The organism is Clostridiales bacterium (genome assembly GCA_025757645.1).
In the GTDB taxonomy this organism is placed as follows: domain Bacteria; phylum Bacillota; class Clostridia; order Oscillospirales; family Oscillospiraceae; genus CAG-103.
The window spans coordinates 454,705-477,853 of sequence record CP107216.1 but is presented as its reverse complement, the minus strand read 5'-3'; the positions used below and the strand labels follow the sequence as shown (position 1 = coordinate 477,853).

Sequence of the window (23,149 nt, the reverse complement as noted above, 5' to 3'; positions counted from 1 at the left end):
GCGTGCGGCGGCAACCGATTTCTCACTTTTTAAGAAACGTGTAAGATTTGCTTTGCGCCCCGTGCGCTGCCCGCGCGCGAATGTTTTTACCCCGCGGACGATCTCTCAAAAAAGTTTTTTTGGCGCGGACATTTTGCATTGCGGCGCTTGTATTTCCGGCCTTCCCGCGGTATAGTAGGGACAGAAAGACCCAAACAGATATTTTTACGGGGGTGTTTGCTGTGGAGATCCCACTGCAGGAATTTGAACGCGCGGCACAGCGGCTCAAGGGCGTGCTGCACCACACGGAGCTGGACCTGTCGGCCACGTTCTCAGCCATGACGGGCGGCAACATTTATCTTAAGTACGAAAACAGCCAGAAGACCGGCTCGTTCAAGATCCGCGGCGCGAGCAACAAGATCGCGGCGCTCGTCGAGCGCGGCGAGACCGGTGCCGTCGTGGCCTCATCGGCCGGCAACCATGCGCAGGGCGTGGCCTACGCCGCGCACCGCTTCGGCATCCCGGCCACGATTGTCATGCCCAAGACCGCGCCCATCGCCAAGGCGAAGGCCACGGAGGGCTACGGTGCCACCGTTGTGCTCGCGGGCGACTGCTATGACGACGCCTATGCCAAAGCCTGCGAGATCTGCGAGCAGGAGCACGCCACGTTCCTGCACCCCTACAATGACCCCGAGGTCATTGCCGGTCAGGGCACGCTCGGCCTCGAGATCCTCGGCGATCTGCCCACGGCGGACATCATCATCGTGCCGGCCGGCGGCGGCGGCCTGCTTGCCGGCGTGGCCGCGTGCATCAAGCAGATCAACCCCCGCGTGCAGGTCATCGGCGTGCAGGCCGAGGGCGCGAACGCGATCGCGCAGTCGTTCCATTCGCACAGCTATGTCCAGACCGACTCCGTGGCCACCATCGCCGACGGCATCGCCGTCAAGGCGCCGGGCGACATCACCGTCCCGCTCATCCAGAAATACGCCGACGACGTCGTCACCGTCAACGATCTCGAGATCTCCGAGGCGGTGCTCCTGCTCATGGAGCGCTGCAAGCAGATCGTCGAGCCCTCCGGCGCCGCGCCCGTGGCCGCCGTGCTCAAGGGCAAGGTCGATGTGAAGGGCAAAAACGTCGTGTGCCTGCTCTCCGGCGGCAACATCGACGTGAGCTTCATCCAGTGCATCATCGAGCAGGGCCTCGTGTCCCGCCACCGCCGGCTGCGCTTCACGGTCACGCTGCTCGACCGGCCGGGCAGTCTCGGCAAGCTGCTCAACGACATTGCCGCGCTCGGCGCGAACATCCTCTCCGTGGAGCATGACCGGCTCACCGCCGGGCTCAACCCCAACGAGATCGACGTGCACGTCTCGTGCGAAGTCGGCGGCAAAGAGCACGGCGACCGCGTGCTCGACCAGCTCATTCAAAACGGTTATCACGTAAAAATCGACTAACAGGAGGTCATCATCATGAAAACAGTTGCTACCAATCACGCCCCCGCCGCGCTCGGCCCCTACGCTCAGGCGCAGATCTCCGGCGGCTTTGTGTTCACGTCCGGCCAGATCGGCATCGACCCCGCTACCGGCGTCATCGCCGACGGCATCGAAGCGCAGGCCCATCAGGTCTTTCGCAACCTGACCGCCGTGCTGCAGGCGGCTGGCAGCGACATGTCCAAGGCCGTCAAGACGACGGTGTTCATCAAGAACATGGACGATTTCGCCACCGTCAACGCCATTTATGCCGAGTATTTCTCCGAGCCGTTCCCGGCCAGAAGCTGCGTTGAGGTCGCGCGCCTGCCCAAGGACGTGCTCGTCGAGTGCGAGGTCATCGCCGAGGCGTAAGCGCCCGCATAGTCCATTCACCGGTTCTGGGTAGATTTTCCGCTACCTGTTGTCCGGTTTGTGCACATTGACCACAAAATGTGGGAAATTACACATTTCTCTGTATTCCTCTTTGACAATCCCACGGCTTTGTGCTAGAATGAGAGCACTGTTGATAAGAGCAATCTTGTTTTCCGGCCGCAGTCGAGCGGCCGGGAGCACCAGTATTTTAAGGGAGGAATAGGTATGTGCATTCAGGCAATTAAGAGCGTTGGCGTCAAGGAGTACGCTTCCGAGCTCTGGACCTCGATCAAGGAGATCGACGGTGGCAAGATCCTGTCGAGCGTCAGCGGGCTGCTTGAGGTGAACACCAAGGCCATCAAGAAAAAGCTCGAGTCGCTCTGTGACGAGAACACCGCTTTCGCCATCCGCGATAAGCTTGACCTGGTCAAGGACTTCTGCCAGTGGCCGGTGAACTACATTCAGGGCCTGATCGGCTAATATCAGCCTTTCTGCTTTGCATGCAAACAGGAGACCGCCCCGATCCGTTTCGGATCGTTGGCGGTCTCCTGTTTTCTGTTTTCTGCCGCGCTCACTCCGGCGCGCGCTCGTCGCCGAAGAAGAACACCGCCACCGTGCCGGGGCCGGCGGGCCGTTTTTTGCTCTTTTCGGCGCTTACCAGCGCACCGTGCGCGGTGCGGCGGCGAAGGAGCTGAACGTCGCGGTCGCGTCCGTCAGCGCGAGCACCTGCGTGTTGCCGTCGTCGGCGGCGTACATGCTCTGCAGCTCGGGATAATGGTCGAGCATATTCTGCCGCGCCGCCACGCGGTCGTCCTCCACGGCCGTCGCGCTCACGCGCAGCCAGGTCTCGCCGTCAAACGCGCACAGCTCCACCTTGGGATTGGCCGCCATCTCCTTCGAGACGGCCTTGACCTTACCGGTCTGGATATAGAGCTTGCCCTCGAACAGATTCACCGTGCCGAACGGGCGCACGCGCGGCTGGTCGCCATCGACGGTGGCGAGATAATACGTGCCGCACTTTTTCAGAAATTCATAGACTTCCTGCATGATCGTTTCTCCTTTCTCCGGCTGTGCCGGAATGCGTACCAGATATTTTTCGAGCAGGCGCACGGGGTGATACGATTCCTTCGAGCGCCGTATCCCCTCGTCGCCCACGTCTTCCTCGCGGTTGATGTAGCGCACGTCGGGCGTGACGAAGCACTTGGCATATTCGTTGACCAGCACCTGATAGATGCCCTCGTAGGCAATGTCCGCCTTTTCAATGTGGATGATGAGCGTGTCGCCCACGATCTCCCCGGCGGAAAAACCGGCCACGCGCCCATTCACGCGCAGCAGTCCCGCGAGCGGGGCGTAGGCGGCAAAATCGCGCAGGAACTCCCGCACGCAGCCCTCTTCCGCCTGCGCACTGTCGCTGTCCTTATGGTAGCGGCGGGTGAAGTCGTCAAAAAACGCGCACACCTCCGGCAGGTTCTCCTCCGTGACGCGCTCGAACGCCCAGTCCGGGTACAGGCGCTGAAAGTGGTGGATGTGGTTGCGCTGGCCGTTGAAGCGCCGGCCGCGGAACGTCACCATGTCCTGCGCGTCGTAGAGATAGTCGAACCAGTCGCGCACCGGCGTGACCTCCACGTCGCCGAAGCGCGCACGCAGATTTTCCACATCGGCCGCCGTGGCGGGGAAAAACTGCACCGGCTGCCCCACCGCGCGGCAATATTTCACGAGAAAATCGTAAGCGTTTCCCACATTCTCGCCGATCGGTGTGGAAAACACCGTGCCGAGGCCGGGAAACTGCTCGCGCAGCAGCAGCGTGCCGTCCACCTCGAGCGCTGCGTCCTGAAAGTACGGCTGCCAGAGCACGGCCGCGCCGGCCGAGGCATTGCACAGGCGCGTATCCTGTTGGGCAAAATAACGTGTGAGCAGCGGGATGTCCCGCACGCTCAGCGGATGAAAGGGATCTGTCATGCTTTGGGTTCACCCTCCTGTGCGGCGGTCTCCGCGGCCTGCTCGGCGAGCTTTGCCTTGAGCTCCTCGAAGCAGTGCTTGATGATGGCGTATTCCTGCTCGTTTTCGAGCGCGAGCAGGGCAAGCTGGCCATCGTCGCGCGTGTCGTAACGGTTGGCGAACAGCCGCTGCTGCGCGCCTTCGCCGGTCGTGAACACAACGTACGAGCGGCCGTTGTCCTCACAGTCATAGGTGAACAGCACGTCGCACTGCACCTGTTTTCCGTCCGGGCCGAGGACCGCGAACGTTCCGTTTTCAAACATGGTCTTGTACTCCTTTTCGGGATTTGCCCCCATCATAGCATATCGCGCGCCATTTTGCCACTGCGTTTTCCGGCGCCCATCTGGTCGCCGATCCGCAGACCAGATGGGCAGCAAAAAGGTGATGATGCACCACACCGTCTGCTTTTCCCGAAGATTTTCACGAAAATTTCGAAAAAAATCACAATTTTTATGCAACGAAATGTTGATTATTGTTCGTTTTGGTGGTATCATGTATGTCAAGATAACAAAAAACAGGTAGGAGGAATCGGCGAATGGAAGAAAAAGTTGTAGACCGCAGAGTGCGAAAGACGAAACGGCAGCTTCGGCTTGCTCTGATGAAGCTCATGGCGGAAAAAAGCGTCAAGGACATTTCCGTGCGCGAACTGGCCGCGATTGCAGACATCAACCGCGGCACCTTCTATATTCACTATAAGGATGTGTACGACCTGCTGTCCAGCCTCGAGGACGAGCTGGCGGACGGGCTGACGGTCGTCTGCCGCCGGCACAATGCGAAAGACTCCGAGGGCAAGACCTACCCGTACCTGATGGAGCTGTACCAGTTCATCCAGCAAAATTCGGATCTGTGTCACGTGCTGCTCGGCAAAAACGGCGACATTGCCTTTACCGACCGCATCTGCCACATCCTGCGCGACGAATTCCTGTATGACTTCCTCGCGTATTACTATCCGAACGACCCCGAGATGCTCGACTACTTCTGCTCGTTCATCGTGTCGGGCAATATGTCGCTCGCGCTCACGTGGATCGACAACGGCATGAAGCAGACGCCCGAAGAGATGGCCGTGCTTGCCGGCGAGATCATCATGCACGGCGTGAAAGTGCTCGAAACGAAAGCATAAAGCCTGCAGGGCATAAAAAATTCCGGAAACATGATGTTTCCGGAATTTTTTATCGTTTCGGGCATATCACCTCAGGCGGCGTGTGCCGCCCCGCAGCCCGCAGAAAAAGCGATCAGAGCCTGGCGCGCATGGCGGCAAAGGCCGCGTCCACGGCGCGGTAAATGTCCTGCGCCGGCTCGCCGACGAAAAACGCGCCGTTTTCATACAGCACGCGCCCGGCGACCATCGTCAGGCGCACATTCTCCTTCGAGCCGCTGTAGACGAGGTTGCGCGCCGCGTTGTGCACTGGCTGCATGTTCGGCCGCTGCAGGTCGATGACGATCAGGTCCGCCTGCTTGCCGGGGGCGAGCACGTCGCAGTCGGTCAGGCCCATGGCCTGCGCGCCGCCGACCGTCGCCATATACAGCACGTCGTCCGCCGGGAGGGCGGCCGCGTCGCCGCAGCGCAGCTTTTGCAGCACGGCGGCCAGATACATCTCGCGGAAGAAATCGAGCGCGTTGTTGCTCGACGGGCCGTCGGTGCCGATGGCCATATGGATGCCCAGCTCCCGCATCTGCTTGAGCGGGGCGATGCCGCTGGCGAGCTTGGCGTTCGAGCCGGGGTTCGTGACGGCCCAGAGCCCGCGATTGCGGAAGATCTCCAGATCGTGCTCCGTCATGTGCACGCAGTGGAAGCCGCCGCCGCCGTAATCAAAGTGGCCGAGGGAATCAAACAGCTCCGTCGGCGTCTTGCCCCAGCGGCCGCGGCACTCGGCCACCTCGCGCGCGGTCTCGGCATTGTGCGCGAACACCGGCGCGTGCAGCGCGCGGGCCAGCTCGCCGGCCTCGGTCATCTCGGTGAGGTTCGAGGTATACTCCGAGTGCAGGCCGAGCTGATAGGAGATCAGCGGGTGCAGGGCGTTGAATTTGCGGTACTCGCTCTCGAGCTGCTGCGCGCTGCCGCCGCCCCCGCACAGCACCGTGCGGAAGCCGCAGTCGATGCTCGCCTGGGCGATGGCCTCGCGGAAATAGTACATGTCAAAGCCGGCCGTGATGCCGCTCGTGAGATACTCGAGGATGGACAGCTTGGTAAACGCATACACCGCCTCAGGCGTGAGCTTGGCCTCGAGCGGGAAGATCTGCTCGAACAGCCACGGCTGCAGCGGCACATCGTCGGCATACGAGCGCACAAAGCTCATGCCGGCGTGCGCGTGCGCGTTCTTAAAGCCCGGCATGACAAGGTCGCCGCCGAGGTCGATCTGCCGCTCGAACGCGGGCAGCGTCTCCGGCGTGGGGCCGATGTAGGCGATCTTGTCCCCGTCGGTCCAGACCTCGTCCGTCGTGACGGACACGCCGTCCGCCATTGTGAGCGTGCGGCCGTTGAAAAAGCGGATCATAGGCTCAGCCTCCGTTTCCTGAAATGCTCCTGCATTATACGCCGGATCGGCCCGCTTGGCAATGAATTCCGAAAAATTTCACAAACCGGTTGAAGCCCGGCCGGTTTTTCGCTATAATAGAAAGAAATCATCTCCCATCAGGAGGCAGGATCATGACCAAAGAAAACATCTATTACATGGACGACAACGCATTCGACCGTTTCTATAAGCGCGCCCGCTATCAGGCCAACAGCTTTGTGGCCGGAAAACTCGGCAGCAAGGCGGCCGATTATCTCACGACGCTGCCGGACTTTGCCTACCTGATCTGCAAGCTCATGCTCGACCCCGACGTGCCCTCGAGCCGCAAGCTCGACCTCGGCTTCGCGCTGCTGTATGTCCTCTCGCCGCTGGACCTCGTGCCGGACTCCTTCCCGCTGCTCGGCAAGATCGACGATGCCTACGCCATCCTCGTGTCGGTGGCCAAGCTCCTGCGCAGCACCGACCGCAATATCATCCTGCGCCACTGGCTCGGCGATCCCGAGACGATCGACACCGTGCGCGCCTGGCTCAACTACTTTGATGAAAAGCTCGGCTCCGGTCTCATGAAAAAGATCGCCGGCATGATCAAGCGCGCCTGAACGAAAAGAAGAAAGATCCCGTCATCCGGGTCGGATGACGGGATCTTTTTATGCTGCTTTTACTTCTCGAACCAGTCGAACACGTCCAGCCGCTTCCAGAAGCTCTCCTTCGGCGTGAACACGGCCGCATAGTCGATGCTGCTGAACTTCGGCTCCCAGCTGATGTCCGCCTCGTCGACCCAGCCCGTCAGCAGGCTGCCGAGCTGCTCCTGCGCCACGAGCATCCGCAGCGTCTGCTGGCTGCCGTCGCTGCTCATGACCAGGTCGTCACCCTGCGTCGGCATGCGCAGGATGACGTGATAGCCGTGCTTGCTCTCCACCACGCCGGACACTTCGTAGGTATCGAGCGCCTTGCAGGCGTCCTCAAACTCCGTGACCATCGTGCCGGAGGTGAAGCAGTAGCCGTGCGGGTAGTTGCTCTCGCCGGTGTCCTCGTTGTACTGCTCCATGAGCTGGTCAAACAGCTCCACGCGCTTTTCGGGATCGGTCACAGCCTTGACCTGCGCCGCGACCTGCTCGGCCTGCTGCTTCTTGGCGGCCTTTTCGTCGTCCGAGAGGGCAGTGCCGCTGTCGTCCGTCGTCTTGAAGAGGATGTGCTTTGCCGTCATGTAGTCGTTGGCATCAACGTATTCCTGCACGTCCTCGTTGGAGATGTTCGCGCCGTTCTCGCCGAAGAACTTGCTGGCCAGGCCGTTATAGAGATACTGCGTCTTGGTGAAATACTTGAACAGATCCAGATCCATGTAGTACGACTGGAGCTTTTCGTTCAGCTCGGCCTCGGTGCCGTCGTCGCCCACGACGTTTTGAATGGTCTGGTCGATCGTGTCCTGCACGTACTGCTCGCCCGCCGCGTCAAACGCCACGTCGTTTTCCGCCGCCTTGACCTCGATGAGGTGGTTCCAGGCGATGTTGTTGACGACGCTCTTGGTCATGATGTCGCTGTACGTCTCGCCCGTGCTCTCGTCGTAGACATCGCTCCAGTCCGTGATCTGCATGCCGTAGCGCTCCATGTTCGCCATGATGGCGCACAGGAAATAGGCGTACTCGTTCCAGTACACGGGGCTGCCGTTGATGGTCATGACCTTTTTGTTGCTCTTGTAAGCATCGAGTGCGGCAGCATACTTGTCGGTCGATGCATCGCTGCTCTCTTCCGAGTAGCTGCGCACGCGGGTCGAGGTGCAGCCGGTCAGGCAGCAGACGGCCATCACGAGCGCCAGCAGCAGGGCGGTGATTCTGGTTTTCATCAGCAAACGCTTCCTTTCGTTTCGTTGCACATGGGTGTCATGCGCGGTCTCCCTGGGCGTCTGCCCATGCGGAAACAAACGCTCTTGCCTGTTCGATGACGTGGGTGCGGGTCTTGAGGCGCAGAATGACGCCCGGCTTTGCCCCCGCATCCACCTTCAAGCGGCCCTTGAACTCCGGCCGGGCGTACAGTGCCGATACCTTCTGCATATCGAACTGCGCCAGCAGAAACTTCAAACAGCCGTTTTTCTGCGAAATGTCCGTCACGCCGACCTTGCCCGCGTCGGCACGCAGCAGCGCCACCTGTACGAGCGTGTACACGCTCGGCGGCGGGTCGCCAAAGCGGTCGATGACCTCGTCCATGAGGTCGTCGGCCTCCGCCTCCGTGCGCACGAGCGCGATGCGGCGGTAGAGATCCATGCGCTGCTCCTGGCTGGGCACATAGCTCTCCGGGATGTTGGCCGACACGGCGAGGTCGGCCGCGCACTCGGCGCGCTGCTCGGGCTTTTCGCCGCGCTCTTCGAGCACGGCCTCCTCGAGCAGCTTGAGGTACATATCATAACCGACGTCGATCATATGGCCCGACTGCTCGGCCCCGAGCAGACTGCCCGCGCCGCGGATCTCCAGATCGCGCATGGCGATGCGGAAGCCGGAGTTGAACTCCGCAAACTCGCGGATGGCGCTCAGGCGCTTTTCGGCGATCTCGCTCAGCTCGCGCCCGCGCCGGAACGTCAGGTACGCGCTCGCGCGCCGGTTCGAGCGGCCCACGCGCCCGCGCAGCTGGTGCAGCTGGGCAAGGCCCATGCGGTCGGCGTCCTCGATGATGAGGGTGTTCACGTTCGGAATATCGATGCCGGTCTCGATGATGGTCGTGCAAACCAGGATCTGCGTCTCGCCCGTGACCATGCGCTCCATGACCGTCGAGAGCTGCTCTTCGTTCATCTGGCCGTGCGCCACGTCCACGGCCGCGCCGTCGAGCATCTTCGAGATGCGCAGGGCGGTGCGCTCGATGTTTTCAATGCGGTTGTGCAGGTAGTACACCTGCCCGCCGCGCTGCAGCTCGCGGCGCATGGCGTCGCACAGCACGTTCCAGTCGTGCTCCATGACGAAGGTCTGCACGGGGATGCGGTCCTGCGGCGGCTCTTCGATGGTGGACATGTCGCGGATGCCGGACAGGGCCATATTCAGCGTGCGCGGGATGGGTGTGGCCGAGAGCGTGAGCACGTCGACCGCGCGGCTCATCTCCTTGATGTGCTCCTTGTGCGCCACGCCGAAGCGCTGCTCCTCGTCGACGATGAGCAGGCCGAGGTTCTTGAATTCGATGTTTTTCTGCAGCAGCTTATGCGTGCCGATCACGAGATCACACTTGCCGCTGCGCATGTCCGCGAGCGTCTGGCGGATCTGCCCCTGCGAGCAAAAGCGCGAGAGCATCCGGATCTCGACCGGGAAGCCGTAAAACCGCTGCACGGCCGTCTGATAGTGCTGCTGGGCGAGTACGGTCGTCGGCACGAGAATGGCCGCCTGCCGCCCGTCGAGCACGCACTTCATCACCGCGCGCAGGGCGACCTCGGTCTTGCCGTAGCCCACGTCGCCGCACAGGAGGCGGTCCATGGGCACGGGCTTTTCCATGTCGGCCTTGATCTCGTCGATGCACCGGAGCTGGTCGTCCGTCTCCGGATAGCCGAAGTGCTCCTCAAATTCCGTCTGCCACGGGCTGTCGGGTGCGAAGGCGTGACCCTTCGTGCGGCTGCGCGCGGCGTAGAGCGCGGTGAGCTCCTTGGCCATGCTTTTTGCGGCCGCTTTGGCGCGCGTTTTCGTGCGCGCCCACTCCGTGCCGCCCATTTTGGACAGCTTCACGGGCCGGTCCTCGCCCGCGCCGATGTATTTGCTCACGAGGTCGAGCTGTGTCGCCGGGACATAGAGCGTGTCCGCCCCGGCATAGCTGATCTTGATATAGTCCTTCACCGCACCGTCGACCGGCATCTGCACGATGCCCGCAAAGCGGCCGATGCCGTGGTATTCGTGCACGACGAGGTCGCCAACGGAGAGGTCCGTGTAGGAGTTGATCTTCTCGCGGTTCGTTTGCTTTTTGTGTCTGGCGCGCCACAGGCCGGACGCCGCGATCTGCGTGTCCGTGAGGATGGCGAGCCTTGCATACGGAAACTCGATGCCCGCCGAGAGACTGCCCGGCGTGACGAGGCACTGCCCCGGTTCCGGCAGCGCATCCGGGTGCTCGTCCGCCGCGGCATGGATGCCGTGACCGTCGAGAAACTCGCACAAAATGCGCGCCCGGCGCATATCGCCCGCCAGCACGACCACGCGGTAGCCGAGATTCCGATAGTGCGCAATGTCGTCCGCCGCGGTCTGGCTGCTGCCGCCGTAGGACGGGAGCTGCTTTGCCGTCAGGCTCACGAGCGTGCGCGCCTCGATGGGGCTGCGGCCGAGCTGCAGCCCGTCGGCCAGCACGATGGGCCAGGCCTGGACTCTGCGCATCATGTCGGCAAACGGCTCGTAGAAATTTTCCGCGCGCGCGGCCATCGTGCCGCTGCGCACGAGCAGGGCGATGTCCTCGCGCAGCTGCGTGGTGTATTCCTTCGCGCGCTCGGCGCAGCGCGCCGGCTGGTCGATCAGCACGGCCGCCTCCGGCGCGAGATAGTCCAGCGCCGTGGCAAACGTGTCGTACACGAAGCCCATATACCGGTCGGCCGCCGGGAGCACGCAGTCGGCGCAGAGCTTTTCCCCGTCGGCGCGCAGGGCCTCGGCGAGCTTCTGCGCCGTGTCGCTGTCCTTTTTCGCGGCGGCGCGTCCGGCGAGCTTCTGCAGCTTTTCGCCCAGTGCGGCGCTGCCGCCCGGATACAGCGGCGGCAGGGTCTCCGCCGCCGGCAGGATGCGGCAGCTTTCCAGCGGCTGAGTGCGCCGCTGACTCTCGGGGTCGAAAAAGCCCATGGAGTCCACATCGTCGCCCCAGAACTCCACGCGCACCGGCTGCGGATACGCGGGGGAGAAAAAGTCCAGAATGCCGCCGCGGCGCGAAAACTGGCCCGGCCCTTCCACCTGCGCCGTACGCAGATAGCCGCAGCGCAGCAGCGCATCCTCGGCATCCTCGGGCGGCAGGGAACTGCCGTCGCGGATCTCAAAGGCCGCCTGCAGCAGTTTTTCCTTCGGCATGGCACGCTGCAGCAGACCCGAAACCGTGCACACCACGGCCGGCGCCGTCCCGGCAGCGAGCGCATAAAGCGCGCTCAGGCGCTTTTGCTCCGTCTGACGCGAGACGCTCTCGACCGTATAAAACGTATAGTCGCGCGCCGTCAGCAGCGGCACGTCCTGCCCCAGCAGGGCAGAGAGATCTTTTTGAAACAGCTCGGCCGCCGCCTCGTCCGGGCACACGGCCAGCACCGGCGCGTCGAGCTGCGCGTGCATCGACGCCGCCAGCAGCGCGCGCGCACTCGCCGGCAGACCCGAAATGCGCGCAGGAAGCCGCCCGCTCTCCAACAAGGCCGGGAGGGCGGCTGCTTCCGTATCGCCGAACAGTTGTTCGGCCTGCGCGACCAGGAACAAAACAACACCTGCTTTATGTAAAAAATCGTGTTTTTTTATCATACCACAACCTGCACAGGAAAAGCAAATCCTCTGCACGGCAGATTCTACACCTATTTATATAATAAATCCGAACATTATTATTGAAATAATCATGAATTTTTGCTATACTGGTAGGGCTGATACCAGCGCACCCGCGCAGGGAAAAATCATCGAAGGAGCCGAACCTATGGCCACCATGAATTCGCTCACCGATATCTGGTCCGTCGTCATGGACAGCCTCTCGCAGGAGCTGACCCAGACGGCAATCAATACCTGGTTTTCCGATTGCACCCCCATTGAGATCAATAATAATACGCTCATCGTGCACACCACGTCGGATTTTAAGCGCAGCATCATTCAGTCGCGCTTTGAAAAGACGATCTGCGCCGTGCTGTACGATCTGTTTTCCTGCCCGTTCGAGCTGGTCGTGCTCGCCGGGGATGATGAGCTGCTCGAATACCGCGAGAAGCGCCCGTCGTCCGAGGAAATGCCGGAGATGGACGGCTACACGTTTGACCGCTTCATCGTCGGCCCGAGCAACAAGTTTGCCCACGCAGCGGCCATCGCCGTGTCGCAGAATCCCGGCAAGGCGTATAACCCCCTGCTGATCTACGGCAACTCCGGCCTCGGCAAGACGCACCTTCTGCTCGCCATCGGCCAGACCATCCGCCACAACAATCCGTCGGCGAAGATCGCCTACGTCAAGGGCGAGGAGTTCGTCAATCAGATGGTCAAATCCATCGGCACCGGCACGGCCGAAAACTTCCGCCAGAAATACCGCAACGCGGATCTGCTGCTCATGGACGATATCCAGTTCATCGCGGGCAAGGACAGCACGCAGGAGGAATTTTTCCACACCTTCAACTGTCTGTATGAGGCCGGCAAGCAGATCGTCGTGACCTCCGACCGGCCGCCGAAGGAGATGAAGCGCCTCGACGACCGGTTGTGCACCCGGCTCGAGGGCGGTCTGCTCGCGGACGTTCAGCCGCCGGATCTCGAGACGCGCACGGCCATCATCCGCACGAAGGCCGCGCAGTTCGGTATGATTCTCTCCGAGGACGTCGTCCAGTACATTGCGGAAAACATCACCTCGAACGTCCGTCAGCTCGAGGGCGTCGTCAAGCGCCTGACCGCTTACCGCGACATTCTCGACGATACGATCACGGTCGATTCCGTCAAGCGCGCCATCCGGGACGTCATCCGCACCGGCACCTATATCCCCACGCCGGATGTCATTATTGAAGAGTCCGCGCGCTCGTTCCAGCTCACCGGCGCCGACCTGCGCGGGCAGAGCCGCAGCAAAAAGACCGCCATGGCCCGCCAGATCGCCATGTACCTCATGCGCAACCTCACGAACCTCCCGCTCAAGGAGATCGGCGAGGAATTCGGCGGCCGCAACCACGCCACCGTGCTCAGCTCCATCCGCAAGGTCGAGGAGCTGCTCAAGTCCGACCCCGAGATCGCCGCCACCGTGCGCGACATTACGAGCAACATCAACTCGAAAAACTGATTTCCACATTCGGCTGTTATTCTAACGTGGAAAGCGTGTGGAAAGCGGTGGATTCTGAAAATGTCAATTTTCGTCAGTTTTTAAGTTACCAACCTTTCCACAATCTTTTCAACACGGTTTTTCCCGCTGACACAAGGCATTCGGCGGGTTTTCCACCAAACGAACACCCCTACTACTACTACTACTAAATTTATGCTTTCTATCTTTCGGATAGACACAGCAATTCTGATCAAGGAGGCCGACCATGAAATTTTCCTGTGACAAATACGTTCTGCAGCAGGCTGCCGCATCCGCAGCCCGCGCCGCAGCCGCCAAAAGCCCGATCCCCACGCTCGAAGGCCTGCTCATTGAGGCCGGCGCGAGCGTGCGTATCACCGGCTATGACCTGAAGAAAGCCATTTATACCACCATCGACGCCGACATTCCCGAGCCCGGCAGCGTGCTCATCGGTGCGCGCCTGTTCTGCGAGATGCTGCGCCGCATGCCGGACGGCATCGTCACCGTCGAGGCGGAAAACGGAACCGTGTCCGTCAAATGCGGCAAGGCGGCGTTCAACCTCGTCGGCCTGAGCGCGGACGATTATCCGGATCTGCCGACTGTCGAGGCGGAAAACGGCGTGTCGCTGCCGCAGGACCTGCTCAAAAAGATGATCAACGAGTGCTCCTTCGCCGTGAGCACGAACGAGAGCCGCCCGGTCTACATGGGCACGCTCTTCGAGATCGAAAATAACGTTCTGACCATGGTCTCCGTCGATGGCTACCGGTTGGCGCTGCGGCGCGAAGCGGTCGAGGGCTATGGCGATGACTGCAGCTTCATCGTGCCCGGCACGGCGCTGAGCGATCTGGAGCGCCTGTGCGGCGACAGCGACGAGCGCGTCGTCCTGTCCGTCGGCAGCAAGCACATTTCCTTCACCGTCGGCAATACGGTCATTTTGTCCCGCCGGCTGGAAGGCGACTTCCTCAATTATAAGAAAGCAATCCCGGAGTCGTTCCGCGTCACGGTCAAGACCGCGCGCACGGATCTGCTCGAGGTCGTCGAGCGTGTGTCGCTCATCATTGACAGCAAAAATAACGCGCCTCTGCGCCTGACCTTCCGCAAGGACGCGATCGACTTCGTCTGCACGACGCCGCTCGGCAAGGCGGCCGACTCCTGCCCGTGCGAGGGCGACGGCGGCGATCTGGAGATCGGTTTCAACGATCACTACCTGTCCGACGCGCTCAAGGCCGCGCCCGCGGAAGAGATCAACGTCTGCCTGAACACCGGTTCGAGCCCGTGCATTCTCGTCCCGGCTGACGGAAGTGATAACTTTGTGTATATGGTCCTGCCGGTGCGCCTGCGCGCCGGACAGTGATCCGGGTCTGAAAAACGGGAAAAATGGAAAACATTACGATTGAAACGGAATTTATCAAGCTCGACGCGCTGCTGAAGTTTGCCGCCCTCACGGCGACCGGCGGCGAGGCCAAGCAGGTCATTGCCGACGGTATGGTCGCCGTCAACGGCGAGACGTGCACCATGCGCGGCAAGAAGATCCGCCCGGGAGATGAAGTCACCTTCGCCGGGCACACGCTGCACGTGCAGAGCGCGCAATGATCGTAAGAAAAATTGCGCTCAACGGCTGGCGCAACTACGAATTTGCCGCGGCGGAGTTTTCGCCCGGAACGAACGTCATCACCGGCGAAAATGCCCAGGGCAAGACGAATCTGCTCGAGGCGGTCTACCTGCTCACGGGCGGGAAGAGCTTTCGCACGCGGTTCGATAAGGAACTCATCGGCTTCGGCTATACGAGCGCGGAGGTGCTCGCGGATGTGTTCGCCTTCGGGCGGGAGCAGACCGTGCGCATCGTGCTCCGGCAGGGGCAGCGCAAGCAGATCTGGCAAAACGGCGTGAAGAAAACCGCCGCCGAGCTCGCCGGGACGTTTGCCGCCGTGCTCTTTTGTCCGGATGATCTGAACATCATCCGCGACGGGCCGGCCGCCCGCCGCCGCATGATGGACATGGCCATCAGCCAGCTGCGGCCGAAGTACGGCGCACTGCTCGCTGAATACAGCCGGTTATATGACCAGAAGTCCGCCATCCTGCGCGACTGGCATGAAAAACCGTCCCTGCTCGACACGCTCGACGATTTTTCCGACCAGATGTGCCGCGTCTCGGCCAAGCTCATCCGCTACCGCGCGGCTTACGCCTCGCGGCTGAACATCGCCGCCGCGCCCATCCACGCCGATTTTTCCGGCGGGCGCGACAAATTGACCCTCGCCTACCGCACGGTCAGCACTGTTGTCGATGCGCTCGGCACAGAAAAAGAAATTTACTACGCCCTGTGCGACCATCAGGAGCAGCACCGCCGCGCAGAGCTCGACAGCGGCCAGTGCCTGACCGGCGCGCACAAGGATGACCTCATCATCAGCATCAACGGCCAGTCGGCGCGCGCGTTCGCTTCGCAGGGGCAGACGCGCACGGCGGCGCTGTCGCTCAAGCTCGCCGAGCGGGAGATCTTTCACGACGAGTTTGACGAATACCCCGTGCTCATGCTCGACGACGTGCTCTCGGAGCTGGACGCGCAGCGGCAGGCCTTCGTGCTCAACCGCATCGGCGGCGGGCAGACGCTCATCACCTGCTGCGAGGACGCGCGCATCGCCGAACGTACCGGCGGTCGCGTGCTCACGGTCGAAAACGGGGTGATTCGCTGATGTATCTGCACCTCGGCAATCAGGTCATTGCGCTGCAAAAGAGCGTCATCGGCGTCTTTGACATGGACACCGCCACGTGGTCGTACCGCACGCGCGAGACACTCGAAAAACTCGAACAGGCCGGTCAGGTGGAAAACGCCGCCGGGACCGAGCTGCCGAAGTCGTTCGTGCTCTGCTCGCTCGGCAGCGGCCAGACATGTTATCTCTCCCAGCTCAACACCGCAACATTATATAAACGCAGCAAGGCCAGCGGACTGGAAAATCTCTGATCGCGGCGCTGCACGGAAGGAAGCAAACCATGCCAGATATTACAGATAAGATCACACAGGAGTACGACGCCAGCCAAATCCAGGTCCTCGAGGGTCTGGAGGCCGTGCGCAAACGCCCGGGCATGTACATCGGCTCGACGTCGTCGTCCGGCCTGCACCACCTGGTGTATGAGATCGTCGACAACTCCATCGACGAGGCCCTCGCTGGCTACTGCAGCCACATCGAGCTCACCATCGAGCCCGGCGACATCATATGCGTCAGCGATAACGGCCGCGGCATCCCCGTGGACATCCAGCCGCAGACCGGCAAATCCGCGCTCGAAGTGGTGTTCACCGTGCTGCACGCGGGCGGCAAGTTCGGCGGCGGGGGCTATAAGGTCTCCGGCGGCCTGCACGGCGTCGGCGCCTCGGTCGTCAATGCACTGTCCGAGTGGCTGGAAGTGAACGTGCACAAAAATGGGAAGATCTATCAGATGAAGTTCTCCCGCGGCGATATCACGCAGCCCATGACCGTTGTCGGCGAGACGGATCACACCGGCACGACCGTGCGCTTCAAGCCCGATCCCATCATGTTCGAGGACACGGTCTACGACTATGAGACGCTGCACGTGCGCATGCGCGAGCAGGCGTTTCTGAACGCCGGACTGCGCATCACCATCACCGACCGGCGCGGCGAAGAGCCCGTGAGCGAGTCGATGTGCTACGAGGGCGGCATCCGCGAGTTCGTGGATTTCATCAACAAAAACAAGACGGCCCTGCACCCCGAGGCCATCTATATGTCCGGCGAGCGCAGCGACTCCATGTGCGAGATCGCGCTGCAGTATAACGACGGCTATAACGAGGTCATCGTGTCGTTCGCCAACAACATCCACACGCCGGAGGGCGGCATGCACGAGACCGGCTTCAAGGCTGCGCTCACCCGCGCGCTCAATGCCTACGGCAAAAAGTCCGGCATCCTCAAGGAGGGCGACAGCATCTCCGGCGAGGACAGCCGCGAGGGCCTCACGGCTGTCATCTCCGTCAAGCTCACGAACCCCCAGTTCGAGGGGCAGACGAAGGCCAAGCTCGGCAACTCTGAGATGCGCACGCTCGTCGATTCCGTTGTGTTCGATCGCCTGTCGCAGTTTCTGGAGGAGAACCCCGCCGTCGGCCGCATGATCATCGAAAAAGCGCTCACGGCCTCGCGCGCCCGCGAAGCCGCGCGCCGCGCGCGCGAAAACATCCGCCGCAAAAACGGGCTCGAGGGCTTCAACATGCCCGACAAGCTGCGCGACTGCAACGACCGCGACCCGTCGCTCACCGAACTCTACATCGTCGAGGGCGACAGCGCAGGCGGCTCGGCCACGCAGGGGCGCGACTCGCGCTTCCAGGCCATTCTGCCGCTCTGGGGCAAGATGCTCAACGTCGAAAAGGCCCGCGCCGACAAGGTATACGGCAACGACAAGCTCACGCCCGTCATCACGGCGCTCGGCGCCGGACTGGGCGATGAGTTTGACATCAATAAGCTCCGCTATCACAAGGTCATCATCATGGCCGATGCCGATGTCGATGGCAGCCACATCCGCACGCTGCTGCTGACGTTCTTCTTCCGCTTCATGCGTCCGCTCATCGACGGCGGCTATGTCTACTCCGCCATCCCGCCGCTGTATAAGCTCAACCGCGGTAAGACCACGCGCGTGGCCTTCTCCGACGAGGAGCGCGATAAAATTTCCGCCGAGATGCGCGGCGACAACCCGAACGCGAAGATCGACATCAACCGCTTCAAGGGCCTCGGCGAGATGGACCCGCACGAGCTCTGGGAGACGACCATGAACCCCGAGACCCGCACGCTCAAGCAGATCACGCTCGAGGACGCCGTGCACGCCGACGAGGTGTTCACCGTGCTCATGGGCGAAAAGGTCGAGCCGCGCAAGGCGTTCATCGAGCAAAACGCCAAGTACGCGGTCAATATTGATATTTAAGGAGGTGTGCAGCCATGGCCAAGGATTATAAACGGGAGGACATTCTCTATCCCGACCAGAAGATCATTCAGAGCGAGCTCGTCCATGAGATGCAGACCTCTTACATCGAGTACGCCATGTCCGTCATCGTCGGGCGTGCGCTGCCGGATGTGCGCGACGGTCTCAAGCCCGTGCACCGCCGCATCCTCTACGCCATGTATGAGGACAATCTGACCTCGGATAAGCCGTTCAAAAAATCCGCCACCTGCGTCGGCGACGTGCTCGGCCGGTATCATCCCCACGGTGATGCGTCCGTGTACGACGCGATGGTGCGTCTGGCGCAGGACTTTTCCATGCGCTACATGCTCGTCGACGGCCACGGCAACTTCGGCTCCGTGGACGGCGATCCCCCGGCCGCCTACCGATACACCGAGGCGCGCCTGTCGAAGATCGCCAACGAAATGCTGCGCGACATCGACAAGGACACCGTCGACTGGGACCCGAACTTTGACGAGACGCGCCGCGAGCCGCGCGTGCTCCCGTGCCGGTTCCCGAACCTGCTCGTTAACGGCAGCTCCGGCATCGCCGTCGGCATGGCGACGAATATCCCGCCGCACAACCTGACCGAGGTCATCAACGCCTGCGTCTGCGTGCTTGAAAACCCGGACGCCACGCTCTCGGACCTCATGCAGCACGTCACGGGCCCGGACTTTCCGACCCGGGGCATCATCGTCGGCCGCAGCGGCATCCGCGCGGCCTACGCCACCGGCCGCGGCCGCATCGTCGTGCGCGCCCGCACCGAGACCGAGACCTGGGGTCACGACCGCATCCGCATCATCGTGACGGAGCTGCCCTATCAGGTCAACAAGCGCCAGCTCATCCAGAACATTTCCGAGCAGGTGCGCGATAAAAAGCTCGACGGCATCTCCGGCCTGCGCGACGAGTCCGACCGCAACGGCATGCGCATCGTCATCGAGCTCAAAAAGGACGCCAACACCCAGGTCGTGCTCAACCGGCTCTTCGCCCAGACGCAGATGCAGACCACGTTCGCCGTGAACATGCTCGCGCTGGTCGATAACCAGTCGCAGCCGAAGATCCTGTCCCTGCGGCACATTCTCGACGAGTATCTCACCTTCCAGGAAGAGATCATCGTGCGCCGCACGAAGTTCGACCTCAAAAAAGCGCTTGAGCGCGCGCATCTGCTCGAGGGTCTGCTCATCGCCGAGGAGAACATCGACGAGGTCATCCGCATCATCCGCGAGAGCTATGACGACGCGAAGGAAAACCTTATGCAGCGCTTCAGCCTGTCCGATGTGCAGGCGCAGGCCATTCTCGATATGCGCCTCAAGGCCCTGCAGGGGCTCGAGCGCGAGAAGCTGCAAAACGAGTATGATGAGCTGGAAAAGCGTATCGCCTACTTCCGCGAGCTGCTGGCCGACCCCGAAAAGGTCAAGGCCGTGCTGCGCGACGAGCTCATTGCCATCCGCGACAAGTACGGCGACGAGCGCAAAACGGAGATCCAGGACATCGAGGACGACATTGATATCGAAGACCTCATCGAGGAGGAGCAGTGCGTATTCACGCTCTCGCACGGCGGCAACATCAAGCGCGTGCCCGTCGACGAGTACACCGCGCAAAAGCGCGGCGGCAAGGGCGTGCGCGCGGCGACGCTGCGCGACGAGGACTATGTGGACACCGTGTTCACCGCCTCGACGCATGACTACATCCTCTTCTTTACCAACCGCGGCCGGTGCTACCGCAAGAAGGGCTACCTCATCCCGGAGGCCGGGCGCACCGCGCGCGGCGTGAACATCGTCAACTTCATCCAGGTGGAGAAGGACGAGCATGTCAACGCCATGCTGCACGTGCGCGAGATGGACGACGATTCGTTCCTCGTCTTTGCCACGCGCAGCGGTACGGTCAAGCGCATGCCGCTCTCGGCCCTGCGCAACATCCGCACGAGCGGCATCCGCGCACTCACGCTCGACGAGGGCGACGAGCTCATCAACGTCATGCGCACCGACGGCAGCCGGAACATCCTCCTGGCGACCCACAACGGTCAGGCCATCTGCTTTGCCGAGACGGACGTGCGCCCCATGGGCCGCGAGGCCGTCGGCGTGCGCGGTATCCGCCTCAAGGACGGCGACTGGGTCGTCGGCGCTGAGATCGCGCAGCCGGACGCGGACGTGCTGTCCATCACCGAAAACGGTTACGGCAAGCGCACCCCGGCCGCCGACTATATCCGCGGCGGCGAGGAACCGCAGCACCGCGGCGGCTCCGGCATGAAAAACTACAACATCACCGACAAGACCGGCCCGGTCGCGGCCGTCAAGGTCGTGCAGGAGAGCGACGACGTGCTCGTCGTCTCGGACGACGGCGTCATCATCCGCATGGAGGCTGCCGGCATCTCCGAGCTTGGCCGCGCGACGCAGGGCGTGCGCATCATGCGCCTGTCCGAGGGCGCGCGCGTCATCTCTGTCGCGCTCACCGACCGCGCCGAGAGCGGCGACGCTGCCCCCGCCGAGGAGCCCGAGGCATGAAGCAGGTCACGATCTATACCGACGGGGCCTGCTCCGGCAACCCCGGCCCCGGCGGCTGGGGCGCCATCCTGAAATACGGCGCGCATGAAAAGGAGCTCTCCGGCGGCGAGCCGTCCACGACGAACAACCGCATGGAGCTGCTCGGCGCGATCACGGCGCTGCAGAGCCTGCACGAGCCGTGTCAGGTGTCGCTGTATACGGACAGCCAGTATCTCGCCAACGCCATTAACCTCGGCTGGCTGCGCGGCTGGAAGCAGAAGGGCTGGCGCCGCAAGGACGGCGAGCTGAAAAACGTCGACCTCTGGCAGACGCTCGACGGGCTGCTCCAGACGCACAAGGTGCAGTTTTTCTGGGTCAAGGGTCACGCCGACAATGTGTACAACAACCGCTGCGACGCGCTGGCCGTCGCGGAAAGGGAGAAGTTTGCATGACAGAGCCGAACGAACCGAAGATCGTCCATTTTTCACCGCGGGCACAGGCTCCGGTGCAGGACACGGCCGGCAACTGGGAGCCGGACGAGCAGCTGTTTGGTCTCGAGGAGCTGCTGCAGCAGCTGCCGCCGATCCGCAAGCTGCATCTGGAAAAGGGCAGGCTCACGGACCTCGTGCGCCTGTATCCGGACATGAAGCGCACGTTTGACGCGCCCGAGCTGCTGCCGGAAGCCGTCATCGCCAGCGCCATGGTGCGCCGGCGCATGGAGCTGCTGCTCTTCCGCGCGGACGACAGGCGCGAGGCGGGCTATGCGCTCGTGACGGTCTGCTCGCCGTATGGCTACGTGCTCGTGCACGCGCTCACGATCTATCCGTATCTGCGCGGGCAGCTGCTCGGCCGCGTGGCCATGGAACTCATCGCGCGCTGCTACGCCGGTAAGAAGGGCATTCTCTATTGCCAGAGCCGCACGTGCGTGGCGCTGCCGGAGCGCGAGCGGCTGCTCACGAAAAACGGCTACCGCGACACGGGCTTCCGCTTCCGCTGGGGCGGGCAGCCGGCGGCGCTGTATCTGCGCCCATGCCAGAGCACGGAGGACATCACGCCCGTGGCGCAGCTGCTGCTGCGGGATCTGTACGGCGATCTGCTGCCGCCTGTCAACGCGCGGCGCATGATCCAGCCGGAGGCGTAAACAGGAGGACAATATGGGACAAAGTGTAGATCTCCGCGTGCTCACGGCGGAGGAATTCGAGCCGTTCCGGCAGCGCAATATCGCGCGCTACGCGCAGGAGCTGCTCTTCGCCCGCGCCACGGACACAGAGGAGCACGCGCTCACCGAGGCGCAGGGCGCGCTCGACGAGATGCTGCCGCAGGGCGCGGAAACGCCGCGCAACTACCTGCTCGCGGCCGAGTCCGGCGGTGAGACCGTCGGCGAGCTCTGGTGCGACACGACCGAGCCGGAGACGGTGTTCATCAACGACTTTTTCGTCTATCCGGCCTGCCGCGGCCACGGCTGGGGCAATGCGATGCTCCGCGCCGTGGAGGAACTGGCGGCCGCGCAGTCGTTCGAGCAGATCGTCACGCACGTGTATCACACCAACCGCATCGCGCTGGCCATGTTCGAGTCGGCTGGCTTCACGCAGATCGGCCCGCCGAAGGGCGGCAACATCTTTCTGCGCAAGCGGTATATGCGCTCGCCGTTTCTGGCGTAATGTTATAAAAAAACCTCCGCACTGTTTGCGCAGTGTGGAGGTTTTTTATAAGGTCGGGCAGTATTTATTTTCGGAGAAAATAGATAAAAGAACGGACCACCGGGGCGCGACAGATGCACTGAGTCTCATGGTACCAGAGCCGCAGGGGAGCCCGAGGGGGCAAGGCCCGCCTCGGATGGGATCGGGCAGTATTTATTTTCGAAGAAAATAAATAAAAAAATAGACCACCGAGGCGCGACAGATGCACTGCGTCTCATGGCACCAGAGCCGCAGAGGAGCCCGAGGGGGCAAGGCCCGCCTCGGATGGGATCGGGCGGTATTTATTTTCGAAGAAAATAAATAAAAAAATAGACCACCGAGGCGCGACAGACGCGCTGAATCTTATGGTTACAGAGCCGCAGGGGAGCCCGAGGGGGCAAGGCCCGCCTCGGATGGGATCGGGCAGTATTTATTTTCGAAGAAAATAAATAAAAAAATAGACCACCGAGGCGCGACAGATGCACTGCGTCTCATGGCACCAGAGCCGCAGAGGAGCCCGAGGGGGCAAGGCCCGCCTCGGATGGGATCGGGCGGTATTTATTTTCGAAGAAAATAAATAAAAAAATAGACCACCGAGGCGCGACAGACGCGCTGAATCTTATGGTTACAGAGCCGCAGGGGAGCCCGAGGGGGCAAGGCCCGCCTCGGATGGGATCGGGCAGTATTTTTATGCAGAGCATAAAAATACTGCCTCTGGCTGAGATGGGACCAGAGGCAGACCCGCTGCTGCGGGAAGGGGGGAAACGCGGCGCACAGGGTGGAGAAGGATGGAAGGA

Annotated in this window: 20 protein-coding genes and 1 pseudogene; 15 read left to right on the top strand and 6 right to left on the bottom strand. The window is 62.0% G+C overall.

Annotation, left to right across the window (positions count from 1 at the left end; all coding sequences use genetic code 11):
- The first annotated feature begins 221 nt into the window (after positions 1 to 221).
- The 3 genes from ilvA (at position 222) to OGM61_02270 (ending at position 2,297) form a co-directional block, all read left to right on the top strand.
- Positions 222 to 1,430 (top strand): threonine ammonia-lyase, encoded by a 1,209-nt coding sequence (ilvA, locus tag OGM61_02280; GenBank protein ID UYI84914.1) that lies wholly within the window; start codon positions 222 to 224, stop codon positions 1,428 to 1,430.
- A gap of 12 nt (positions 1,431 to 1,442) precedes the next feature.
- On the top strand, positions 1,443 to 1,817 hold the full coding sequence (locus OGM61_02275) for a RidA family protein (protein UYI85558.1): 375 nt from the start codon (positions 1,443 to 1,445) through the stop codon (positions 1,815 to 1,817).
- A 225-nt stretch (positions 1,818 to 2,042) separates the two neighbouring features.
- Positions 2,043 to 2,297 (top strand): hypothetical protein, encoded by a 255-nt coding sequence (locus tag OGM61_02270; protein UYI84913.1) that lies wholly within the window; start codon positions 2,043 to 2,045, stop codon positions 2,295 to 2,297.
- 174 nt (positions 2,298 to 2,471) lie between these two features.
- Here the strand turns inward: OGM61_02270 and OGM61_02265 are convergent, their stop codons facing one another.
- The 3 genes and pseudogenes from OGM61_02265 to OGM61_02255 form a co-directional block, all read right to left on the bottom strand.
- A complete protein-coding gene (locus tag OGM61_02265; GenBank protein ID UYI85557.1) occupies positions 2,472 to 2,864 on the bottom strand; it encodes a pyridoxamine 5'-phosphate oxidase family protein in 393 nt (130 codons plus the stop codon).
- A 96-nt stretch (positions 2,865 to 2,960) separates the two neighbouring features.
- Positions 2,961 to 3,776, bottom strand: a pseudogene (locus OGM61_02260) (phosphatidylglycerol lysyltransferase domain-containing protein).
- Positions 3,773 to 4,078 (bottom strand): DUF1292 domain-containing protein, encoded by a 306-nt coding sequence (locus tag OGM61_02255; protein ID UYI84912.1) that lies wholly within the window; start codon positions 4,076 to 4,078, stop codon positions 3,773 to 3,775. The pseudogene OGM61_02260 and the gene OGM61_02255 overlap by 4 nt, the downstream one beginning before the upstream one ends.
- 272 nt (positions 4,079 to 4,350) lie before the next feature.
- Between OGM61_02255 and OGM61_02250 the strand changes: the two genes are divergently transcribed.
- Entirely contained in the window at positions 4,351 to 4,935 is a 585-nt protein-coding gene (locus OGM61_02250; GenBank protein ID UYI84911.1) for a TetR/AcrR family transcriptional regulator, read from the top strand.
- Between the two features lie 112 nt (positions 4,936 to 5,047).
- On the opposite strand, the gene OGM61_02245 is transcribed toward OGM61_02250, so the two are convergent.
- On the bottom strand, positions 5,048 to 6,310 hold the full coding sequence (locus OGM61_02245; GenBank protein UYI84910.1) for an amidohydrolase: 1,263 nt from the start codon (positions 6,308 to 6,310) through the stop codon (positions 5,048 to 5,050).
- A gap of 152 nt (positions 6,311 to 6,462) precedes the next feature.
- Here OGM61_02245 and OGM61_02240 point away from each other — a divergent pair, with 152 nt between their 5' ends.
- Positions 6,463 to 6,927, top strand: a complete 465-nt coding sequence (locus OGM61_02240; protein UYI84909.1) for a DUF1232 domain-containing protein — start codon at positions 6,463 to 6,465, stop codon at positions 6,925 to 6,927.
- A gap of 59 nt (positions 6,928 to 6,986) precedes the next feature.
- Here OGM61_02240 and OGM61_02235 read toward each other — a convergent pair whose 3' ends face one another.
- Positions 6,987 to 8,171 (bottom strand): peptidylprolyl isomerase, encoded by a 1,185-nt coding sequence (locus tag OGM61_02235; GenBank protein UYI84908.1) that lies wholly within the window; start codon positions 8,169 to 8,171, stop codon positions 6,987 to 6,989.
- Positions 8,172 to 8,208: 37 nt separating this feature from the next.
- Positions 8,209 to 11,727 carry a transcription-repair coupling factor gene (gene mfd, locus OGM61_02230; protein UYI84907.1) on the bottom strand — a complete coding sequence of 1,173 codons (3,519 nt, stop codon included), beginning with the start codon at positions 11,725 to 11,727 and terminating at the stop codon, positions 8,209 to 8,211.
- Positions 11,728 to 11,935: 208 nt separating this feature from the next.
- On the opposite strand from mfd, the gene dnaA reads away from it, so the two are divergent.
- From dnaA to OGM61_02180, 10 genes are all read left to right on the top strand, one after another.
- Entirely contained in the window at positions 11,936 to 13,258 is a 1,323-nt protein-coding gene (gene dnaA / locus OGM61_02225; GenBank protein ID UYI84906.1) for a chromosomal replication initiator protein DnaA, read from the top strand.
- A gap of 244 nt (positions 13,259 to 13,502) precedes the next feature.
- Complete coding sequence (gene dnaN, locus OGM61_02220; protein ID UYI84905.1) at positions 13,503 to 14,609, top strand: DNA polymerase III subunit beta; 1,107 nt, start codon at positions 13,503 to 13,505, stop codon at positions 14,607 to 14,609.
- Positions 14,610 to 14,632: 23 nt separating this feature from the next.
- Complete coding sequence (locus OGM61_02215; protein UYI84904.1) at positions 14,633 to 14,848, top strand: RNA-binding S4 domain-containing protein; 216 nt, start codon at positions 14,633 to 14,635, stop codon at positions 14,846 to 14,848.
- A complete protein-coding gene (recF, locus tag OGM61_02210) occupies positions 14,845 to 15,945 on the top strand; it encodes a DNA replication/repair protein RecF (GenBank protein ID UYI84903.1) in 1,101 nt (366 codons plus the stop codon). Before OGM61_02215 ends, recF begins: the two co-directional genes overlap by 4 nt.
- Positions 15,945 to 16,214: a DUF370 domain-containing protein gene (locus OGM61_02205; GenBank protein UYI84902.1), complete on the top strand. Its 270-nt coding sequence runs from the start codon at positions 15,945 to 15,947 to the stop codon at positions 16,212 to 16,214. The genes recF and OGM61_02205 overlap by 1 nt, the downstream gene beginning before the upstream one ends.
- Before the next feature lie 29 nt (positions 16,215 to 16,243).
- Positions 16,244 to 18,175 (top strand): DNA topoisomerase (ATP-hydrolyzing) subunit B, encoded by a 1,932-nt coding sequence (gyrB, locus tag OGM61_02200; protein ID UYI84901.1) that lies wholly within the window; start codon positions 16,244 to 16,246, stop codon positions 18,173 to 18,175.
- Positions 18,176 to 18,264: 89 nt separating this feature from the next.
- Positions 18,265 to 20,694, top strand: a complete 2,430-nt coding sequence (gyrA, locus tag OGM61_02195) for a DNA gyrase subunit A (GenBank protein ID UYI85556.1) — start codon at positions 18,265 to 18,267, stop codon at positions 20,692 to 20,694.
- Positions 20,691 to 21,125 carry a ribonuclease HI gene (gene rnhA, locus OGM61_02190; protein ID UYI84900.1) on the top strand — a complete coding sequence of 145 codons (435 nt, stop codon included), beginning with the start codon at positions 20,691 to 20,693 and terminating at the stop codon, positions 21,123 to 21,125. The genes gyrA and rnhA overlap by 4 nt, the downstream gene beginning before the upstream one ends.
- Positions 21,122 to 21,814, top strand: a complete 693-nt coding sequence (locus OGM61_02185; protein ID UYI84899.1) for a hypothetical protein — start codon at positions 21,122 to 21,124, stop codon at positions 21,812 to 21,814. The genes rnhA and OGM61_02185 overlap by 4 nt, the downstream gene beginning before the upstream one ends.
- Positions 21,815 to 21,827: 13 nt before the next feature.
- Positions 21,828 to 22,334 (top strand): GNAT family N-acetyltransferase, encoded by a 507-nt coding sequence (locus OGM61_02180; protein UYI84898.1) that lies wholly within the window; start codon positions 21,828 to 21,830, stop codon positions 22,332 to 22,334.
- The last annotated feature ends 815 nt before the right edge of the window (positions 22,335 to 23,149 follow it).